At 69.2% G+C, this 17,274-nt stretch carries 17 protein-coding genes and 1 tRNA gene; 13 read left to right on the forward strand and 5 right to left on the reverse strand.

Annotation, left to right across the window (positions count from 1 at the left end):
• Positions 1-8: 8 nt before the first annotated feature.
• From BLT28_RS15075 to BLT28_RS15100, 6 genes are all read left to right on the forward strand, one after another.
• Entirely contained in the window at positions 9-908 is a 900-nt protein-coding gene (locus tag BLT28_RS15075; RefSeq protein ID WP_231950792.1) for an NAD(P)/FAD-dependent oxidoreductase, read from the forward strand.
• Complete coding sequence (locus BLT28_RS15080) at positions 905-1,756, forward strand: class I SAM-dependent methyltransferase (protein WP_030429457.1); 852 nt, start codon at positions 905-907, stop codon at positions 1,754-1,756. Before BLT28_RS15075 ends, BLT28_RS15080 begins: the two co-directional genes overlap by 4 nt.
• A 266-nt stretch (positions 1,757-2,022) precedes the next feature.
• Positions 2,023-2,523 carry a hypothetical protein gene (locus BLT28_RS15085; protein WP_030429456.1) on the forward strand — a complete coding sequence of 167 codons (501 nt, stop codon included), beginning with the start codon at positions 2,023-2,025 and terminating at the stop codon, positions 2,521-2,523.
• A 47-nt stretch (positions 2,524-2,570) separates the two neighbouring features.
• Complete coding sequence (locus BLT28_RS15090; protein ID WP_030429455.1) at positions 2,571-3,170, forward strand: DUF6230 family protein; 600 nt, start codon at positions 2,571-2,573, stop codon at positions 3,168-3,170.
• The gene (locus BLT28_RS15095; RefSeq protein ID WP_063766566.1) at positions 3,170-3,526 is read left to right on the forward strand and encodes a DUF6114 domain-containing protein; all 357 of its coding nucleotides are present in this window, start codon (positions 3,170-3,172) and stop codon (positions 3,524-3,526) included. The genes BLT28_RS15090 and BLT28_RS15095 overlap by 1 nt, the downstream gene beginning before the upstream one ends.
• Complete coding sequence (locus tag BLT28_RS15100; RefSeq protein WP_030429453.1) at positions 3,523-4,047, forward strand: hypothetical protein; 525 nt, start codon at positions 3,523-3,525, stop codon at positions 4,045-4,047. The genes BLT28_RS15095 and BLT28_RS15100 overlap by 4 nt, the downstream gene beginning before the upstream one ends.
• Here the strand turns inward: BLT28_RS15100 and aspS are convergent.
• The 4 genes from aspS to BLT28_RS41950 form a co-directional block, all read right to left on the reverse strand.
• A complete protein-coding gene (aspS, locus tag BLT28_RS15105; protein ID WP_030429452.1) occupies positions 4,044-5,333 on the reverse strand; it encodes an aspartate--tRNA(Asn) ligase in 1,290 nt (429 codons plus the stop codon). The genes BLT28_RS15100 and aspS overlap by 4 nt on opposite strands.
• A 339-nt stretch (positions 5,334-5,672) precedes the next feature.
• A complete protein-coding gene (locus tag BLT28_RS15110) occupies positions 5,673-8,270 on the reverse strand; it encodes a transglycosylase domain-containing protein (RefSeq protein WP_156050905.1) in 2,598 nt (865 codons plus the stop codon).
• 1,428 nt (positions 8,271-9,698) lie between these two features.
• On the reverse strand, positions 9,699-10,505 hold the full coding sequence (locus tag BLT28_RS15115; RefSeq protein ID WP_043811411.1) for an SDR family NAD(P)-dependent oxidoreductase: 807 nt from the start codon (positions 10,503-10,505) through the stop codon (positions 9,699-9,701).
• A gap of 115 nt (positions 10,506-10,620) precedes the next feature.
• Entirely contained in the window at positions 10,621-10,857 is a 237-nt protein-coding gene (locus BLT28_RS41950) for a sensor histidine kinase (protein ID WP_030429449.1), read from the reverse strand.
• Positions 10,858-11,196: 339 nt separating this feature from the next.
• On the opposite strand from BLT28_RS41950, the gene BLT28_RS15125 reads away from it, so the two are divergent.
• From BLT28_RS15125 to BLT28_RS15155, 7 genes are all read left to right on the forward strand, one after another.
• Positions 11,197-12,303, forward strand: a complete 1,107-nt coding sequence (locus tag BLT28_RS15125) for an adenylate/guanylate cyclase domain-containing protein (protein WP_030429448.1) — start codon at positions 11,197-11,199, stop codon at positions 12,301-12,303.
• Positions 12,287-12,709: a hypothetical protein gene (locus BLT28_RS15130; protein ID WP_156050903.1), complete on the forward strand. Its 423-nt coding sequence runs from the start codon at positions 12,287-12,289 to the stop codon at positions 12,707-12,709. The genes BLT28_RS15125 and BLT28_RS15130 overlap by 17 nt, the downstream gene beginning before the upstream one ends.
• 97 nt (positions 12,710-12,806) lie before the next feature.
• Positions 12,807-12,880 (forward strand) — tRNA-Pro (locus BLT28_RS15135).
• 114 nt (positions 12,881-12,994) lie between these two features.
• Positions 12,995-13,309 carry a phage integrase N-terminal SAM-like domain-containing protein gene (locus BLT28_RS41955; RefSeq protein WP_231950793.1) on the forward strand — a complete coding sequence of 105 codons (315 nt, stop codon included), beginning with the start codon at positions 12,995-12,997 and terminating at the stop codon, positions 13,307-13,309.
• Positions 13,310-13,732: 423 nt separating this feature from the next.
• A complete protein-coding gene (locus tag BLT28_RS15145; protein ID WP_030429446.1) occupies positions 13,733-14,044 on the forward strand; it encodes a hypothetical protein in 312 nt (103 codons plus the stop codon).
• 637 nt (positions 14,045-14,681) lie between these two features.
• Positions 14,682-15,224: a hypothetical protein gene (locus BLT28_RS15150; protein ID WP_030429445.1), complete on the forward strand. Its 543-nt coding sequence runs from the start codon at positions 14,682-14,684 to the stop codon at positions 15,222-15,224.
• 345 nt (positions 15,225-15,569) lie between these two features.
• Positions 15,570-16,094, forward strand: coding sequence for an NUDIX domain-containing protein (locus tag BLT28_RS15155; RefSeq protein WP_052407285.1), 525 nt, complete (start codon positions 15,570-15,572; stop codon positions 16,092-16,094).
• A 189-nt stretch (positions 16,095-16,283) separates the two neighbouring features.
• Here BLT28_RS15155 and BLT28_RS15160 read toward each other — a convergent pair whose 3' ends face one another.
• On the reverse strand, positions 16,284-16,835 hold the full coding sequence (locus tag BLT28_RS15160) for a hypothetical protein (RefSeq protein ID WP_030429443.1): 552 nt from the start codon (positions 16,833-16,835) through the stop codon (positions 16,284-16,286).
• Between the last annotated feature and the right edge of the window lie 439 nt (positions 16,836-17,274).

Consider the following 17,274-nt stretch of genomic DNA (forward strand, 5'->3'; position numbering starts at 1 on the left):
TGTCGTCCGTGGAGGTGATCGTCGTGTACGACGTGGTGGTGGTCGGCGGTGGCGCCGCGGGACTGAGCGCGGCGCTGGTGCTGAGCAGGGCGCGCAGGAGCGTGCTGGTGATCGACGCGGGCGAACCGCGCAACCAGCCCGCCGCGCACATGCACGGGTTCCTGTCCCGCGACGGCATGCCGCCGGGCGAGCTGCTCGCGGTGGGCCGCAAGGAGATCGCCGGGTACGGCGGCGAGGTCCGGGCCGGGCGAGCCGTGTCCGCGCGCCGCGAAGGCACCGGTTTCACGGTGGAGCTGGCCGACGGCGATTCGGTGTCCGCGCGGCGGTTGGTGGTGACCACGGGGCTGCGCGACGAACTTCCGCCGATCGAGGGACTGCGCGAGCGCTGGGGCAACGACGTGGCGTCCTGCCCGTACTGCCACGGCTGGGAGGTCCGTGATCAGCCGATCGGCGTGCTCGGGACCGATCCCCGGGGCGCGCACCAGGCCCTGCTGGTCCGCCAGTGGTCCGACGACGTCGTGTACTTCGGATCGCAGCTGGCCGAGGAGGACCGCGGGAAGCTGCTGGCGCGCGGCGTCGGGATCGTGGACAGCGACGTGGTGAAAGTGTTGGTGGACAACGACGAACTGGTCGGAGTCGAACTCGCGGACGGATCGTGCGTCAAGCGCTCCGCCCTGTTCGTGCCGACCGTGTTCGCCGCCAACGACGGACTGCTCGCCCAGCTCGGCGCGGAGCACACCTCGGACGGGCGGACGACCGTGCCCGGCGTGTACGCCGCGGGCAACGTGGTCGACCCGATGGCCCAGGTGATCATCGCTGCCGCCCAGGGAGCCAAGGCGGGCATGACCGTCAACAACGACCTCGTCCTGGACGAGGCAGGCGCGCAGAGAAGGGTGCACGGACTGTGAGCGGGCACAAGCATCACGACCACCTCGACTGGAACCAGCGCGGCGAGGTCATGGAGCGCGAGGCCGAGGTCATCTTCCCGGTCGTGGAACAGGCTTTCCAGTGGCTGCGCGGAACCCGGCCCGAGGCCGGGCGCGTGCTCGACATCGGCAGCGGCCCGGGTGTCGCCGCCTGCGAGCTGGCCCGGATCCACCCGCACGCAGAGGTGGTCGCGGTCGACGGCGCCCCTGCCCTGCTGGAGCGGGCGCGGGCGCGCGCCGACCGGCTCGGCGTCCGGCTGAACACCCGCCTCGCCCAGCTCCCCGAGGACTTCGGCGAGCTGGGCACGGCGGACGTGATCTGGATCGGCCAGGTGCTGCACCACCTCGGCGACCAGGAGGCCGCGCTGGCGGAGCTGGCCGGGCTGCTGCGGCCGGGCGGGGTGCTCGCCCTGATGGAGGGCGGCCTGCCGTTCCGGTTCCTGCCCCGCGACATCGGCTTCGGCCGCGTGGGCTTCCAGTCCCGGCTGGACGTGGCGGTGAGCGCGGGCTTCGCCGAGATGCGGGCGGAGCTGCCGGACAAGGTCGACGTGGTCGAGGACTGGGCCGCGATGATCACCCGGGCCGGGATGCGGCACGCGGGCACCCGCAGCTTCCTCGTCGACCACCCCTCGCCGATCGACGAGCGAACCCGCGGCTACGTGCACTCCGTGCTGACCGGCTGGGGCGACTTCGGCGCCGACCGGCTGTCCGAGGAGGACGCCGCCACGCTGGCCCGCCTGCTCGACCCCGAGGACGAGGCCGGGGTGCTGCGCAGGCCGGACGTCTTCGTGCTGGGCGCCAGGACGATCTACCTGGCGGCCAAGCCCTAGCCGCTGACCAACCCCGGCTGTCGACGACCGCGGAGGTCACCACGACGCGGTCGTCGACCAGCCGGGCCAGCATCGCGGCGACGTAGCCCGCCCCGCGCACGCAGTAGTACCGGTCGAACTCGAACGCCCCGACTTCTTCGGCATGGAGTCGTCCGAGAGCTTGTCGCAGTCGGTCATGCTGACCGGTTCGGTCGTGCCTCCGATCACCGCCCGCGAGGTGTACGCCAGCTGGGAGTCCGTGTGGCAACGCCCCGGGCTCCTTCTTGATGGTCTCGGCGCGCCGCGGTCCGCGACAGGCGTCCTTCTTCGCGACGATCGGGCCGACCGCGCCGAAACCCGACAGCCCGCTGCTGGCATACGGCCACTGCGGGGAAGCGTTGCCGCCCAACGACACCGCCGCGTTCACGGTCGCGATCTCCGCACCCGGGCCGGTCGGGAAGCCGGTGCCGAACCGGACGATCGAGCTGCGCACCGACGGAAAGGTCGCGCGGGCGCACCACGCCCCGTCTCGTGACGTGCTGGACCGACTGTGGTTCGACTGGAGCTACCAGCGTGCGCACGGCCGACGACGCCGGGCGGCCCCGGTGGTTCCGCGCGTGCGCCCAGGTCCCGCCGCACCACCGCGGGCCGCGGATCTCCGGCACCTTCTGCACGGCATGGGTCAGGCCCTGAACGCCGCGCGCGTTCGGCATGGGGAAAAGCCTGGCCAGACCACACTTTCCGGTGGCGGCCGGACCAGTCGTCCGTGGGAGTGTCGGAGGGCCTAATATTCAGCGGTTTCCCTTGTCCCCCTTGCCCGTCTGCGAGGTCTTCCATGGCCGAGGACGCCCCGGCCCACGCAGGCCGGACCCGGTGGTCCCGCTTCGCCGTGATCGTCACCGTGAGCCTCGGCCTGGCCTCCGGCCTGGTCTACGCCACCGCGAGCGCCGCGCTGCCCACGTCGTTCGCGCTGTCCGGAACGAACTTCAAGTTCTCCGCCACCCGCGTGGAGGGCAAGGGGTTCGCGCAGTTCGTCGGCGTCGGGCAGTCGGCGAGATCCCCGATGGCGGTGACCGGCATGGCGTCGGCGCTGGTCAGCGGCCTGTGCTTCTCCGCGCTCGTGCCCACCCCGGTGGGCTCGGTGACCATCCGCGCCGAAGCGGGTGGCGACAAACCCGTCGAGGCGCGCAACCTGGTGCTGAACCTGACCGAGATGCACGCGGAGGCCACCGCCACCAACCTGACCCTCGGCGTCGACGCCGCGCGCATCGACGGCGGCACCGGGGTCACCGGGCGCGCCGGGGACTACGCGCACCAGGCCGAGAAGATCGTGATCACCGACCTCAAGGCGAACGCGAGCACCACCACCGCGGGCACCTTCCGGATGACCGGGCTGAGCATCGTGGTCAAGCCCGGCAGGCAGGAGTGCTTCTGATGACCGGCATCGACCAGCGCTTCGCCACCTGGTGCGGCGGCAGGCCGTTCGCGGCGGGGCTGCTCGCGGTGGCCGCGGGCGCGGAGATCCTGCTGCTGCCGATCTCCGGCTACGAGTTCCTGCTCGTGCAGGGCATCGGCGGGATCGGCTCCCTGCTCACCGCGATCGGCCTGGTCGCCGGCGGGGTGGCGCTGTGGCGGTACCCGCACCGGGCCAGGGTCGTCGGAGCGGGCGTGCTGCTGCTGGCCTTCGTCGCCTACCTCGTGGCCAACCTCGGCGGCTTCCTGATCGGCATGCTGCTGGCGCTCGTCGCGGGCTCCCTGGCGCTGGCCTGGCAACCCGGCCCCGCACGATGAGGTTCGGTCTCGCGGTCCTGCTGCTGGCCGCTGCCGCCGTGCCCGCGCACGCCGAGCCGGGCTGCGCCGCGGACCGGCTGCCGAAGACCATGCCCCAGCCCGGCAGCTCCGGGGAACGCGCCGTCGCCGACATCATCGCCGCCTGTCTCAAGCAGGCACCGGCGCGGACGAGTCCGGCCCGCAACCGGCTCCGGGCCGCTTCGGTGACCGCGCGCTCGATCAGTCCCGCGCTCGGCTCGACGATCAGCATCGGCGCCGACTCGCTGGAGATCGTCGACGCCACGTTGGAAACCGCGCGGGGGCGCACCGAGTTCCGGGTGGCGGACGCCCGGCTGAACACCGTCGAGCTGAAGGCCGATTCCTTGTCCGGCAAGCTCTTCGGCCTCATCCCGGTCACCCTGGGAAACGGGCTGCCGATCCTCCCGGTGCCGCTGCCCTACCTGAGGCTGACCGAGGTGACCGCCGACAACGTGCGGGTCACCGCGCGCACGGCGACCCTGCACGAGGTCGACGGGACCTAGGGCGACAACCGGTTGAGGTCACGTGGGAACAGCGTGGTCTCACGGATGTTCGCGGCCCCGAGCAGACGCGCCGTCCAGCGCTCCAGCCCGATGGCGAAACCGCCGTGCGGCGGCATCCCACCGGCGAACACCCCGAGGTAGTCCACATAGGACTGCGGGTCCTCGCCCCGTTCGGCGAGCGCCGCCAGGTAGTCGGAGTGCCGGTGCAGCCGCTGTCCGCCGGTGACCAGTTCCAGTCCACGGAAGAGCAGGTCGAAACTGTTGGAGTAGCGCGGGTTCCCGGGTTCCGGGTGGGTGTAGAACGGTCGCTTCGCCATCGGGTAGCCGGTGACGAACAGGAAATCCGAGCCGTGCTCGCGCGACGCCCACTCCGACAACCACCGCTCGTGCGCGGGCGCCAGGTCCGGCTCACCACGCGGGTCCTCGCCCGTGTGCCGCGCGATCAACTCCTGCGCTTCGGCGAAGTGCACGGCCGGGATCTCCTCCGGCACAACGGGAAGCTCCACCGCCAGGAGGTCGAGCGCCGCACCCGCGCGGTCGGCCGCCGAACCGACCATGCCCGCGATCGTGGTGCGCAGCACCGACATCACGTCACGGTGGTCGGAGATGAAGCCCAGCTCCGCGTCCAGGCTGGTGTACTGGGCCAGGTGCCTGGTGGTGTCGTGCGGTTCCGCCCGGAACACCGGGCCCACCTCGTAGACCCGCTCGAACACGCCGACCAGTGCCTGCTTGAAGAACTGCGGCGACTGAGCGAGGTAGGCGGGACGACCGAAGTAGTCGATGCCGAAGACGTTCGCGCCGGACTCCGTGGCCGAGCCGACGATCTTGGGCGTGTGCGCCTCGACGAAGCCGAGTCCGTCCACAGTGGACCGAAACCCGGCAACGCCCGCCGCCGCGATCTCGAAGCGGGCGCGCAACTTCGGGTGCCGCAACGCGATCGGGGCGTTGTCCAGCACGGTCGGCAGCGACGCCGGAACACCCGGGCGGTAGAGGTCGAACACCGGTTGCCGCGCGGGCTCGCCGAGCGGCGTGATCACCGGTTCGACCAGCTCCGCGCCGCCGGGCGCCTGGGGATTGGCCACGACGAGGCCGGTGGCCTCGACGACGGTCTCCTCCGGCGGGACCTCGGCCGAACCGGGCAGCACCACCTGGGCCAGCCCGGAGCGGTCCCGGAGCACGGCGAACGTGACGGACTTCAGCCTGCGTGCGCGGTGCACCCAGCCGGCGACGCGAACGCGCTCACCGACGTGCTCGGGCAGGCTCGTGGCGAGGGAACGAGAGATCATCCACACTCCTCGTGCGTGTGCGATCCCTTGGGGGTGCGGGCGAGAAGGGAACTCGCGGTACCACCGCACCTTCTCCGCCCCTGCCGCGGGGCGGACTCGTCGTGGCCCGGTCACGGGGGCCGGCCGGCGGGGCATGGGGCGCTGGCGCCGTTCCTCCCCGCACTCGGGAGGGTCTTCGCCCAGGGGCGCGAGGCCGCCTTCCCAGCTCCCGGCGGCTCTCTGTCGCTCGCGTTGTCCCCGGCTACTCGTCTCCGTCAGCGCGTTGCCGCCGAGGATAAGCCACCCCGGCGGCAACTCGCTCGCCCTTTTCGCCGCGGACGTCCACTGTGGACGACGCGGCTAACTGGCGCCCTCGTCCGGTGGCGGGGTGGTGGTCGTGGTCCGCTTCGGCGTCGTGGACGGGCACGTCGGATTGAAGATGCTCGTCGTGCACGGCGGCGAGGACGGCGAGCTCGGCACGCTCGTCCCGGACGGCGGCGTCGAGGACAGCGGCGTGGTGCTGCTCGGCGCGGTGGTCGTGGGCACCGGGTCGTCGTACTGACCGATCGGCTTGGCCTTGGGGAAGGGTTCCGGCCGGACGTTGCTGAGGTAGCTGTCCATGAACTCCTTCCAGATGTGCCCCGGCTCGTCCTTGCCGTAGATGGGGTGGTTGCGCGAGCCGCAGCAGTCACCCCGGAGCGGCTCGTTCAGGTCGCGGCCGACCCACACCGAGGTGGAGATCTGCGGGGTGTAGCCGACCATCCACGCCTTGGCGTTCTCGGTCTTGTCCAGTTCGTGGGTACCGGTCTTGGACGCCGACGGCCGGTTCTTGGCCAGCGCCAGGCTGGAGCTCTTCGCCACGTCCACCATGGTCTCGGTGACGTTGCGCGAGAGCTGCGTGTTGTTGTCGGGATCGTTCGCGTCGAGCTTCTTCTGCGGGAGGATCTTGTCCTTCTCCTCCCACAGCGGCAGTTTCTCGCCCGGCTTGATGACCTTGCTGACGAAGTGCGTCTTGCGGGTGTCCCCGTCCGCGGCGAAGGTCGCGTAGGCACCCGCCATGTCCCTCGGCCGCACCCGGGTGTCACCACCACCGATGGCGATGTTGATGTCGGCGAACTTGTCGGCCCCGAGCAGGCCCTTCTCCTGCTCCACCGGAATGCCCGCGGAGAAGGCGGCTTCCACCACCCGCTTGGGGGTCAGGTCCGCGGTGATCTTCATGAAGACGGTGTTGACCGACAGCGTCATCGCGTCCCTGATCGAGCACTGGGTACCGCAGGTGCTCTTGTTGCCGGAGTTGTGGCGGGCCCTCCCGGCGATCTCGATCCCGGAGGTGCCGTCGTACGGCGTACCGATGCCGATGCCCTTCTGCAGCGCCGCCAGCGCGACGAAGGGTTTGAACGAGGAGCCCGGTTCCTGCAGGGAGTCCGCGTAATCGACGCCGGTGCCGTTCTCGCCGCCGTAGTACGCGCGCACGCCACCGGTCTTCGGGTCCACCGCGGTCAGCGCGGTGCGCAGCCCCTCCTTGTTGTTCTTCATGTACTTGGCGATGGCCTTCTCGGCGTCCTGCTGCGCCTTGCTGTCGATCGTCGTGACGACCGTCAGCCCCTCGCGCTTGAGCTTGTCGTCGGTGAAGCCCATGGTCTCCAGCTCGGCGATGACCTGCTCCTGGATGTGCAGCCTGGACCCGGCGACCGGGTTGCGCTTCATCGCCTCCGCACGCGGGACGGTCTGCGGGAACTTGAGGTTCTGCGCCTGGTCCTGGGTGATGTAGCCGTTCTCGGCCATCCGCCGGAGCGCGTCCTTGCGCCACCGCCGCTCGGTGGCTTCCCTGTTCTTCTCCGGGTCCAGCCGGTACGGCGCCTGGATCACCGTGGCCAGCAGCGCGGCCTCGGCCGGGTCGGTGACCTCTTTGACGCTCTTGCCGAGCAGTGCCCTCGCCCCCGCGTCGATCCCCAGCGCGCCGCGCCCGAACGGGATCGTGTTGAGGTAGGCCTCCATGATCTGCTCTTTGCCCTGCTCGTTGCTCATCTTGAACGACTTCACGAGCTCTTTCCACTTGCGGGCGAGGCTGTTCTCCTTGTCGCCCGTGGAAACCTTGATGTACTGCTGGGTGATGCCCGAGCCACCGCCGACGCCGACGGTGATCTGGTTGAGCACCGCGCGCGCGATGCCGACCACGTCGAAGCCCGGGTTGGTGTAGAACGACGCGTCCTCCGTGGCGGTGACCGCGTTGCGCACGATCTCCGGGACCTCGTCGTGCGCGACGTAGGCGCGCATCCCCCCTTGGGGCACGAGCTTGCTCAGCTCTTTCTCGCCGTCCGAGAACATGAGCGTGACCGTCTTCTCCTGCTCCGCGACAACCTGCTTCGGGTCCTTGATCTCGACCATGAAGTAGGTGATGACGAAGGCGATGACCGGCCCGATCACGCCGACCGCGGCCGCGATGTAGCAGCCCCGGCGCACGCGGCGCCAGATCTTCTTCTTGCGCAGCGCGCGCTCTTCCTCCTCGGTGAGTTCGCGCTCCTGGTTGTCCTGCTCCTGTTCGTCATCGCCCTCGGCGTGCTGGTCGTACTCGTCGTCGTCCGGCTCGCGGTGGGTGAGCAGCTGCGGCTCGCGCGGGTAGTCGTCCTCGTCGTCGACGAAGTCGATGATCTCCGTCTCGGGCTCGATCAGCTCGGTCGGAGCGTCACCGGGATCACGACGCGGTGGCAGGGGCGCGCCCGGACGCACCCTCCCGCCGGGTAAGACCGTAGTGGGCGGGCCGTCCCCGTGGCCGGGCGCACCGTGGAGGCTGACCACGCTCGTCGGCCCCGCGAGGTCGTTCTGCCCGCGCGGACCACCGCCTGGTCGTCCTGCCGGCCCGTTGGGACCGGGCAGCAGCTCGGTGCCCGGCGCCATCCCGGCACCGTTCTGCGGCCCACGCGGACCACTGGCCCCGTTGGACTGCCCAGCGACCACCGTGCCCTGCTCGTTCCGCGGACCGCCGGACCCACTCGGCCTCCCGGGCCCGTTCGGCTGTCCGGCAGGCACCGAACCGTGTTCGTTCCGCGGGCCACCAGGTCCCGGCCTGCCGGGCACGCCGGACTGCGGCCCGGCGGGCCTGCCGGGCACGCCGCCCTGCACGGTGGACTGTCCGGCGGGCGCCGAACCGTGTTCGTTCCGCGGACCATCAGGTCCAGTGGGCCTGCCGGGCACGCCGTTCTGCGGTCCACCTGGCCGGTTCGCCGGGCCACCGCTGTGCTGGCCCCCGGGCACGGGACCGCGCTGCTGACCGCCGTTCGGGCCGCCACCAGGGGCTCCGCCCGGCAGGACACCGCCGCGCCGGCCCCCGGGCGCGTTCGGCCGCTCCACCGGGCCACTGCGCTGGTCGCCGGACCGGTTGGGCGGGGGACCGCCGTCCTGGACCGCGCCCGGACGAGCACCGGGCCCCATGCCCGGTCCAGGCCGTCCAGCGGGCGGCTGCGGCCTGCCTTGCTGCTGACCGGGAACGGGGCGGCCAGGCTGCTGGTTCGCCGGGTTGCCACGGGGTGGCGTGCCGGTCCCCGGCGCGGGGGCCGGATGCGGCCGACGTGGCGGCTGCCCCTGGTTCGGACCGGGTTGCCGCTGGTCACGGGGCGGCTGCGGCGGGACGTCGTCCTCATCCCATTCGGGACTCCAGAAACCGGTGCTCTCGGTGGGGTGCTCGGGACCGGACCGCGCTTCGCCCCGGCGGCCCGGATGACCGCCACGGTTGCGTTCCTCGTTCACGCCTCAGCCTCCACAACCGACGCCACCCAGCACCTCACCCCGGCCCGGGTCACTGACCGACCTCCACCTGCACGCCGTCGTCGAACGTGAGCGCAAAAAGCCTGCCACACGGCCTTCCGCACTCGTGTCCCGGCCTGCGCCGAGGGCAAAGGCGCAGGCAGAGCCGCTCTGGCCGCGAGGTTGCCCCGCATGGATTTATTCAGGCAAAGACCAAAATCCTCTTTTGATGAAATACGAATAGGAAGTAAAGCACCGCGAACCGAGCCCGTGCCCGGCCGACCGCTCCCCCGCCCGTGGCCCCGTGCGAGGACGGGACACCCGCGAGGACACACCCGCGCTGCGCACGCCGCCAAGCCCTCCCTGCCCGGCCCCACGCAAGATCGACTGTCAAGTCCACGGGTCGCCGTCCCACCTCCTCACACCGCCGCGACGCTGGTCGTCCGAGGGCCGGATCTGCACCCGGATTCAAAAGATCATCTCTACTCACCCCTTCCGGCCGACGCCTGCGGCGAAGGTAGCCCGGGGGTCTGACAACTCCCGTGGCACCGCGATTTGACGGCCGCGGGAGCGCTGGCTATCACTGAAGCGGAACGGAGGCGAGAACCCGATGACATCGCTGTTGTCCGCACTTTTTCGTTGCTACACAAGGGTTTCCGTGTACCTGGCCAGGCGTGCCGCGTCGGCGCTGTCGAGCGTGCGCAGCGCGAGGTCGACCGGACGACCCCGGTCCACCGCGGTCAACGGCGCGACCGGAGGCCGGTCGATCCACTCCACCACCGGGCGCACCGACTCGGCGACGGGCCGCGCGAAGAACCGTCCGAGCAGCTTGATCCCCCCGCGCACCAAGGGATTCTCCGCGCTGTCCAGGCCGCTCCTGGTGAACCCCGGGTGGTACATCACGTACCGCGCGCGTCCGCCGCCGTGCTCCGCGAAGGCCACGCCGAGGAGGTCATTCGCCCTGCCCGCCTGGAGTTGTGCGCGGACCTGCCCGTACTTCCGGGTCAACTGCGGTTCGTCCCAATGGATCCGGCCCGCCGTGACGCCGACACCGGCAACGCTGATGATCACCGGGTTCTCGCTCGCGTCGAGCAGCGGGCGGAGCCGGTGGCTCAGCAGGTAACGGCTGAGGTAGTAGAGGGCGAACGTGGCCTCGAGGCCGTCCACGGTCTCGACCCGCCTGCGGTGGAGCCGATTGGCGAACAGGGCGAGCGCGTCCACCGACTCGTGGCGGTCGGACACCTCGCGGACGACTCGCTCGACCTCCGCCACCGACGACAGGTCAGCGCGCAGGAAAAGGAGGTTCGGATTCGACACCTGATCGACGAGAGCGCGTCCCTTGGCCTCGTTGCTGCCGATCACGACGACCTTGTCGCCCCGGTCGAGCCTGCGCAGGGCCGTCTCCCGGCCCATCCCGTCCGTCCCACCGCTGATGATCACTGTTTTCACGGTTCCATCCTGGGATTTCCTTCTCCGGAAAGGAAAGAAGGCACTTTCGTTTGCGTTGCGCACATCGTTGTGCCTGTGCGCGCTCAGGCCCGGTGCCGCATGGACAGCGCCGTGATCAGACCGACCAGCGAACGGGCATCAGGACACGGAGGGTGCTGCCGTCACCCGGTTCGCTGGTGACGGAGACGGTCCCGCCCTGCGCCTGCACCACCTGGCGGGTGATCGCGAGCCCGAGCCCGCTTCCCCCGGTGCTCCGGTTGCGGGACTTCTCCGCCCGCCAGAACCGGTCGAAGACGTGCAGCAGGTCCTCCGGTGCGATGCCGGGGCCGGTGTCGGTGACCTCGAACAGCACGTGCTCGCCAGTCCTGGCGCGCGCGGACGGTCACGCGACTGCCTTCCGGGGTGTACAGGACCGCGTTGCTGACCAGGTTGCTCAGCGCCTGCTGCAACCGGGCCCGGTCGGCGACCAGCGCCAGGGGTCCGGCGACGTCCGCGGTCAGGCCCACGCCCTTCTCCTCGGCCTGGGCGCGGTGCGCGGCGGTGACCCGAGCGCGTGGCCGTTCTCCGGATGACCACAGACTGTCCATAGTGGACAGATCTCGGGCAGGACGCGGTTTCCTTGCGGTGCGGGACGGGACGTGCCGCACCGCGGGCTCCTCGCTCACCCTGGAGGCGAGTACAGGGAGGCGCAGTGAGGTACTTCGAGGTGTTCAGCGACGCGCTGAGGAGCGGTGACCGGCCCCGCAAGACCATCATGTTCGCCGACATCGTGGACTCGGCCAAGCTCAAGGAGCGCACCGCCGAGGTCAACTGGCTGCCGACGATCGGCAAGTTCCTCGACATCGTCACCGAAGCTGTCCAGCACGAGGGCGGCGAGGTGGTGAAGTACCTCGGGGACGGAGTGCTCGCGGTGTTCGACGCCGCGGGCAGCGGCGACGCGATCCGCGCGGGCATCCGGTTGCAGGAGCAGCTGCGCAGGCTCCAGCAGGAGACCTCGCTGATCCAGAACTGCCAGTGCACGGTCGGCATCGCCACGGGCCACGTGGTCGAGTACCGCACTCCCGCGCAGACCACCGACGTCATCGGCAGCACCGCGGACCTGGCCTCCCGGCTGTCCTCGGCGGCGGCGCCGAACGCGGTGTGGATCGACGCCAACACCTTCCACGCCGCGGACATGACGCGGATCAGCTCGGAGATCGGCCGCGCGCTCGACCGCCCGACCAACGAGTACCACCTCGCGGGCGAGGTCGGCCTGAAGGGCTTCGGCCACCGCGTCGGCTACTACGAGATCATCTGGTCGCAGAGCGAGTTCGGCGCCCGCAACGCGACGCTGCGGCACTCGCAGAACGTCCCCGCGCCCACTGCCGACGGTGTCCTCCAGGGCACGGTGGACCAGTGGAGCGCGGAGAAGGGAAGGGGTTTCCTGCGCACCGACCGCGGCGAGTACTTCGTCGACCGCCGGTTCCTCGCCTCCCCCAAGGAGAACCTCGTCCGGGGCAAGATCGTCCGCTTCGTCCCGATCAAGCCGCTGCGGCCGAACGGCCGCCCGGTCGCGGGCGCGCTCGTCCAGGAGGGCTGGCGGATCACCGCCGAGTTCACCCGGGTCTTCGTCGAGCGCGGCTACGGTTTCGTCGTCGTTCGCGACCAACGCGGCAACACGCTGCCGCTGTTCGTGCACCTCGGCGACGCTGCACGCCGGTACCGCCCCGGCGACAAGGCATACCTGGTCATCCGGTCGAACGCCCGCGGACTGTCCGGTCAACTGGAGGCGAGCGCCCCCGATGCCCCACGACCCTGACGTGCTCGGCGCGGAACTCGCCGACGTCCGCGATGAGCTCAAGCGCCTGGACGGCAAGGCCCGCGACCTGCTGCTGATCGCGACCTTCACGGTCACCGCCGGGATGGCGATCGCCAACCTCGGCCGCGACGCCATCGGCCTGGCCTCGACCGCCCTCGCCCTGACCGCCCTGCTCCCGTGGACCGCGGCCGTGGTGAGCCTGATGCTGGTCATCCGCCCGACCACGGTGCCCGGCGTCTTCGAGCTCTCCGAGACCGACCTGCCCGCGTGGCGCGAGCGGCGGTGGCAGGCACTCAGCCGCGTCGCCCGGATCAAGCTCCGCCGCGTCCGGGTCGCGGTGGACCTGCTGTTCGCCACGCTCGCCCTCGCCGTGCTCGCCGTCGGCGCGGCCCTGCTCCCCGCCTGAGCATCACCGCAGGTCAGAGCTTCGGCAACCCCCGATTAGGAACCTGATCAGGGTGTGCGTTAATCTTTCCCCAGCGCTTGAGAGAGCGCGGACGGACCGGGATGTGGCGCAGCTTGGTAGCGCACTTGACTGGGGGTCAAGGGGTCGCAGGTTCAAATCCTGTCATCCCGACGGTCGGAAGGCTCTTCGCAGGTCAGAACCTGTGAAGAGCCTTCTTTTTTGATCTTGGCACGGACTTCGAGGGCGAGCACGCCGCTCGTAGACCACTTGACCCGGAGACTTCCGATGCCGCTTCTCGATCTTGACCAGCTCACCGCCGACGTGTCCCACATCTGGGCGGGTTTCCTGCGGGACTGGGACCGCAGCCTGCGCTCGGCGAACTACCCGGAGACCACCCGCTACAACTACCTGCTCGCCGCCGTCCAGCTCGCCCGCTATCTGGCCGAGCACTCCCCCGATCCGGACGCCGACGCCGCTGCCGAGGACCCCACCGAGGTCACCAAGGCCCACGTCGAGTCCTTCCAGGCGTGGATGATCGAGACCAGATCGGCGTCCACCGCGTTGAACAAGCACAAAGGGCTGCAGCAGTTCTTCAAGTAGTTGATGCTCGACGAGCAGGAGATCGACCGATCTCCAGGGAGCGCGTCCGTCGGCCCAGGCCACCGAAGAAGCTCATCCCGGTCATCCCCGACGACGACACCAGCCGCGTCCTCAAGACGTGCAAGGGCAAGGAGCGGCATCGGCCCCGATCCGCTCGATGCCGGGATGCACGGGCCCGGAGCCGCTCAGCATGACGAGCCGGACGTCCTCGCCGGACTCCGCGAGTAGCCGAGCGGTCTCGACTCCACTCCCCCCAGCGCCGACGACAGCAGAAAAAATCCACGAAGACCGCCCCAGTCCAGGCGAGGGCATGTCAGCCGCAACCACACCCGAGGACAAGTACCGAGCGATTTCACGCACAGCGCAACAAGTGCCCTTTCTGCCAGAATCAGTCGTATTCGGCATGCATCGGGAGGAAGAACCATGCGTGGATTCACGCGTCTGCTGGCCGTCGCCGCGATCGCGGTCGGAGTCGTGAGCGCACCGGGCACAGCCGTCGCCAGCGAGATGTCGATCCAGTCGCCCCCGCCGGGGTGCACGGGATGGCACGACGGCTCCACCTACGCCGAGGCGACGTGCTCGACCTACAAGCTGTACCGGGTCTCGGTCACCTACTGCCGGGTCCAGTGCAACACGGAGTACGGCATCCCCGCCGACCGTGACAAGCCGTCGAGGCTCGAACTGCCGGCCGGCGGCGGCATCTCCAACCTGGGCGTGGACATCATCGAGTTCTGACACTCAAGCGAGTAAGAACAAACTTAATCTGATTTCCCGTTCCGGTGTCGCACTGACACTGGCGGTCGGACTGCTCTGCACCGACATCACGCTTCCGCCCATCGTGACCCACGACGCCATGTTCCAAACGAGCGACGCCACCGAGGTGACCAGAGCGAGCACGGCGATCACGAATGCGGCTCTTTGATCGGGCCGGTGGACATCATCCATAGTGGACGTTCAGCAGGCGCACCCGAGTGACAGCACAGACTCCTCTACGCGGCCGATTACACTGGAAGCTGACCTCGAAAAACCGACCGGAGCACGCCGCTACGACCCGCCACGACTGGGGGGGCAAGGGGTCGCAGGTTCAAATCCTGTCATCCCGACGGTCACCGAGAGGCCGTCTCACACAGCTAGACGCTGAGGTGAGACGGCCTCTCGTCATTTCAGCGTGGATCTTGTGCAAGATCACCTCGTGGTGGAGCTCGGGGACCACGCCGCTCAGACGACCCCCGGCCGATACCGGCGGCCGACAGTCACTCGAACACCTCACAACCTTCCCGCGCTTGCTCCGTTCAGGTGGTAGCCGGACTGCCACGGCCGCGCACCCCGCAATCCCAGGCGCCGTGCGCCTCGACCGCGAGATCATCCGCAGATGTCCCCCGACTCCGATGTCATCAAGTGGATCGTCATCGCCGCCACCCTGGTCCAGACGACCGCAGCCGTCATCCAAGTCCACCAGGGCCGCAGAACGAACCCCGACGCCTCCACGCTCACAGCGCTGGGCCCCGTGTCCAAACTGCTCCTGGCAACCGCGATCACCGGCACGCTGTGGGTCGTCGGATTCCTCCGCGTGTACGAACGCCGCAGGTCCAAGTCAGGCAAGACCTACTACACGATCCGCGACGAGTTCGCGGACCTCCCGGTGCCCCGGACCCTGCTCGGCCTCGGAGTCATCGTCCTGTCCGCCCTGGCAGGTGCCACGATCGTGGTGATGTGGAAGGCGACGGACGCGCACTTCGCCGGCTTGAGCGCACTCATGGTCATGGTCACCTCCGCCACTGCGGCCCTCACCGTGATCACCGCCGCAGTGCACGCGTACCGGGCCAAAGAAGAGAACATCCTGCTGATGCTCGCCTTCGCCGGCATCGGCGCCATCGTGGGCAGGACGGTGAACACCGAGCCCGAAGGCCGCTGACCCTAGAGCACCGCGCAGGGCGACCAAGACATGCCCAGGACCGACCGCACCCTCGGGTCCCCCTGGTCACGGGGTCGCCGGGGCGCCGAGCGGGTCGGGCGCCCATCCCCTCACGCGTGGTGGTCTCCGCGCTCGGAGGCATCGGCAAGACCTGGCTCGCCCAGACTTGGGCCCACCGCAACCTCGACCGGTTCCCAGACGGACGACTGAACCGCCGCCCCGGTGACACCTGTGATTGGCGTGGCTGCAGGAATCCCGAGGCGAAGGAAACGCCCGCAAGCTGTCAATCTATAATTTCGAAGATAGATTTCAGCCATTGACATCGAAGCAGGCAGGAGCTACGCCATGAGCGAACCGGACGTCGCCAAGTTCCTCACCGAATTGGACTACATCGAGGCAGAGCGCGGCGAATTCAACGGACACGCGTCCATGACAATGGTCCTGGACGAGTTCGACCGGGTCCTGCTCAACCTGCGCGATGACAAGCCCGAGATCTTGTACCCGAACCACTGGGCCATTCTCGGCGGCTCAGCGGAGACGGGCGAGTCGCCGATCCTCGCCGCACGGCGAGAACTGGCCGAGGAAATCGGCCCGGCGGTCGAAGAGTTCGGAGATTTCGAACACTTTTGCTCGGTGATCGACCGAGATGGCCACCGCCACCTGGTGTCGGTGTTCACCACTCGCACCACGCTGCCGTCCACTGAATTCACACTGACAGAGGGACAGGAAATTAAATTCTTCTCCTTCGAGGAGCTCGACAAAATTCGTATCACTCCGTTCGTCCGACAGGTGCTGCGCGCGTACCACGCCCAACAGAAACAACACAGGGGAAGCAGCGGACGAGGTGTGGACACCAGGGATGCGGGGTGAGTTTCAGCGAGCGGGACTTCTGTAGATCCGTCAGCCCGGGCCCCTGATGACGTCCGAAGCCAGCCGCCTCCTGCTCGACTCACTCGTTCTGGCGAAGCACCCGCGTTCCCGACATCTCTGGCCAGTACACCTAGTGGTGTTGCGACCAGCAGGCTGCGGCGCGGTCCAAAGTGGACGTGCTCAGCTTGTTCACGACTCAGGGGTGCAGGCACCGGGCTTCGCCGAAGCCTCCGGCTGGTAGACGTTCCCGGCGTAGGGACTGGAGAACAGTAGCTTGCCCTGCCGCACGACGAGGCACACCGCCTGCTTCCCCTTCTCAAGCGTCACGTTGTAGCGGACGACGGTCGTCTCCTGGAACGCGCGCGCTCCGGAGAGCCGTTGGTCGAGGTCGCTGTTGTCGCCGAGCGCGCGGTTCACGGCCGTGTCGAGCCCGGTCTGCTCCCACAACAGGCCACCGTCCTTCGTGGACAGTTCGGCTGCGGCCTTCTGCACACGCGGCAGGATGTCGGAGTTCTTGGCGAAGCCTACGCTGGCGATGAAGCCCGCGAAACCGATCATCCCGATGCCTGCCACGACTTGGAAGACGCGGCCGCAACCGAATGCGGTGTCGGAGGGCTCGACAGCGTCGGGGTTGCTGAACTGCCAGGCCGCGGTACGCCGCCACACCCGGCGCGGGTTGAGTGAGGCGAGCACGAGCAGGCCCACTCCGAGCAGGGCGAGTACGACGGCCAGCGCGATCATGCCGTCAACGTATCCAGTCACGCGGCTTCAGCAGTGTCGGCACGCGCGACGCTCGCGGCTTACATCCCGGCCCGGCAGCTTCCGCGGCAACGGCCTCGCCGGCGGCAAGCGGTTACGGCCCCTGCTCAGCGTCTACGGTTCGACAAGATCACGTCATCGCACTTCAGTTCTCGCTCAAAGCGGGCGACACCCCGCCGTCCGAGTACTACGGTGGGCACCGCCCAGCTGGTGACGCAGATTGCACGGGTGCTGCGAAACAACACCACACCCTCCCGTTTGGAGCAGGTGGCCCGCGAGGGAGTACCCGCAAGGGGAAGCCGTGGAAATGAGAGAGCCCTCAGCGTCCCAGCTGGGTGGCCACCGCTTCGTCACGCAACGAGCACCGTGGCGGATCGGGTTCACATCCGGTCATCCCGAAGGGCCTTCCTTCTGATCTGGA

The sequence above is a fragment of the Allokutzneria albata genome, from assembly GCF_900103775.1.
GTDB classification, from domain to species: Bacteria; Actinomycetota; Actinomycetes; order Mycobacteriales; family Pseudonocardiaceae; genus Allokutzneria; species Allokutzneria albata.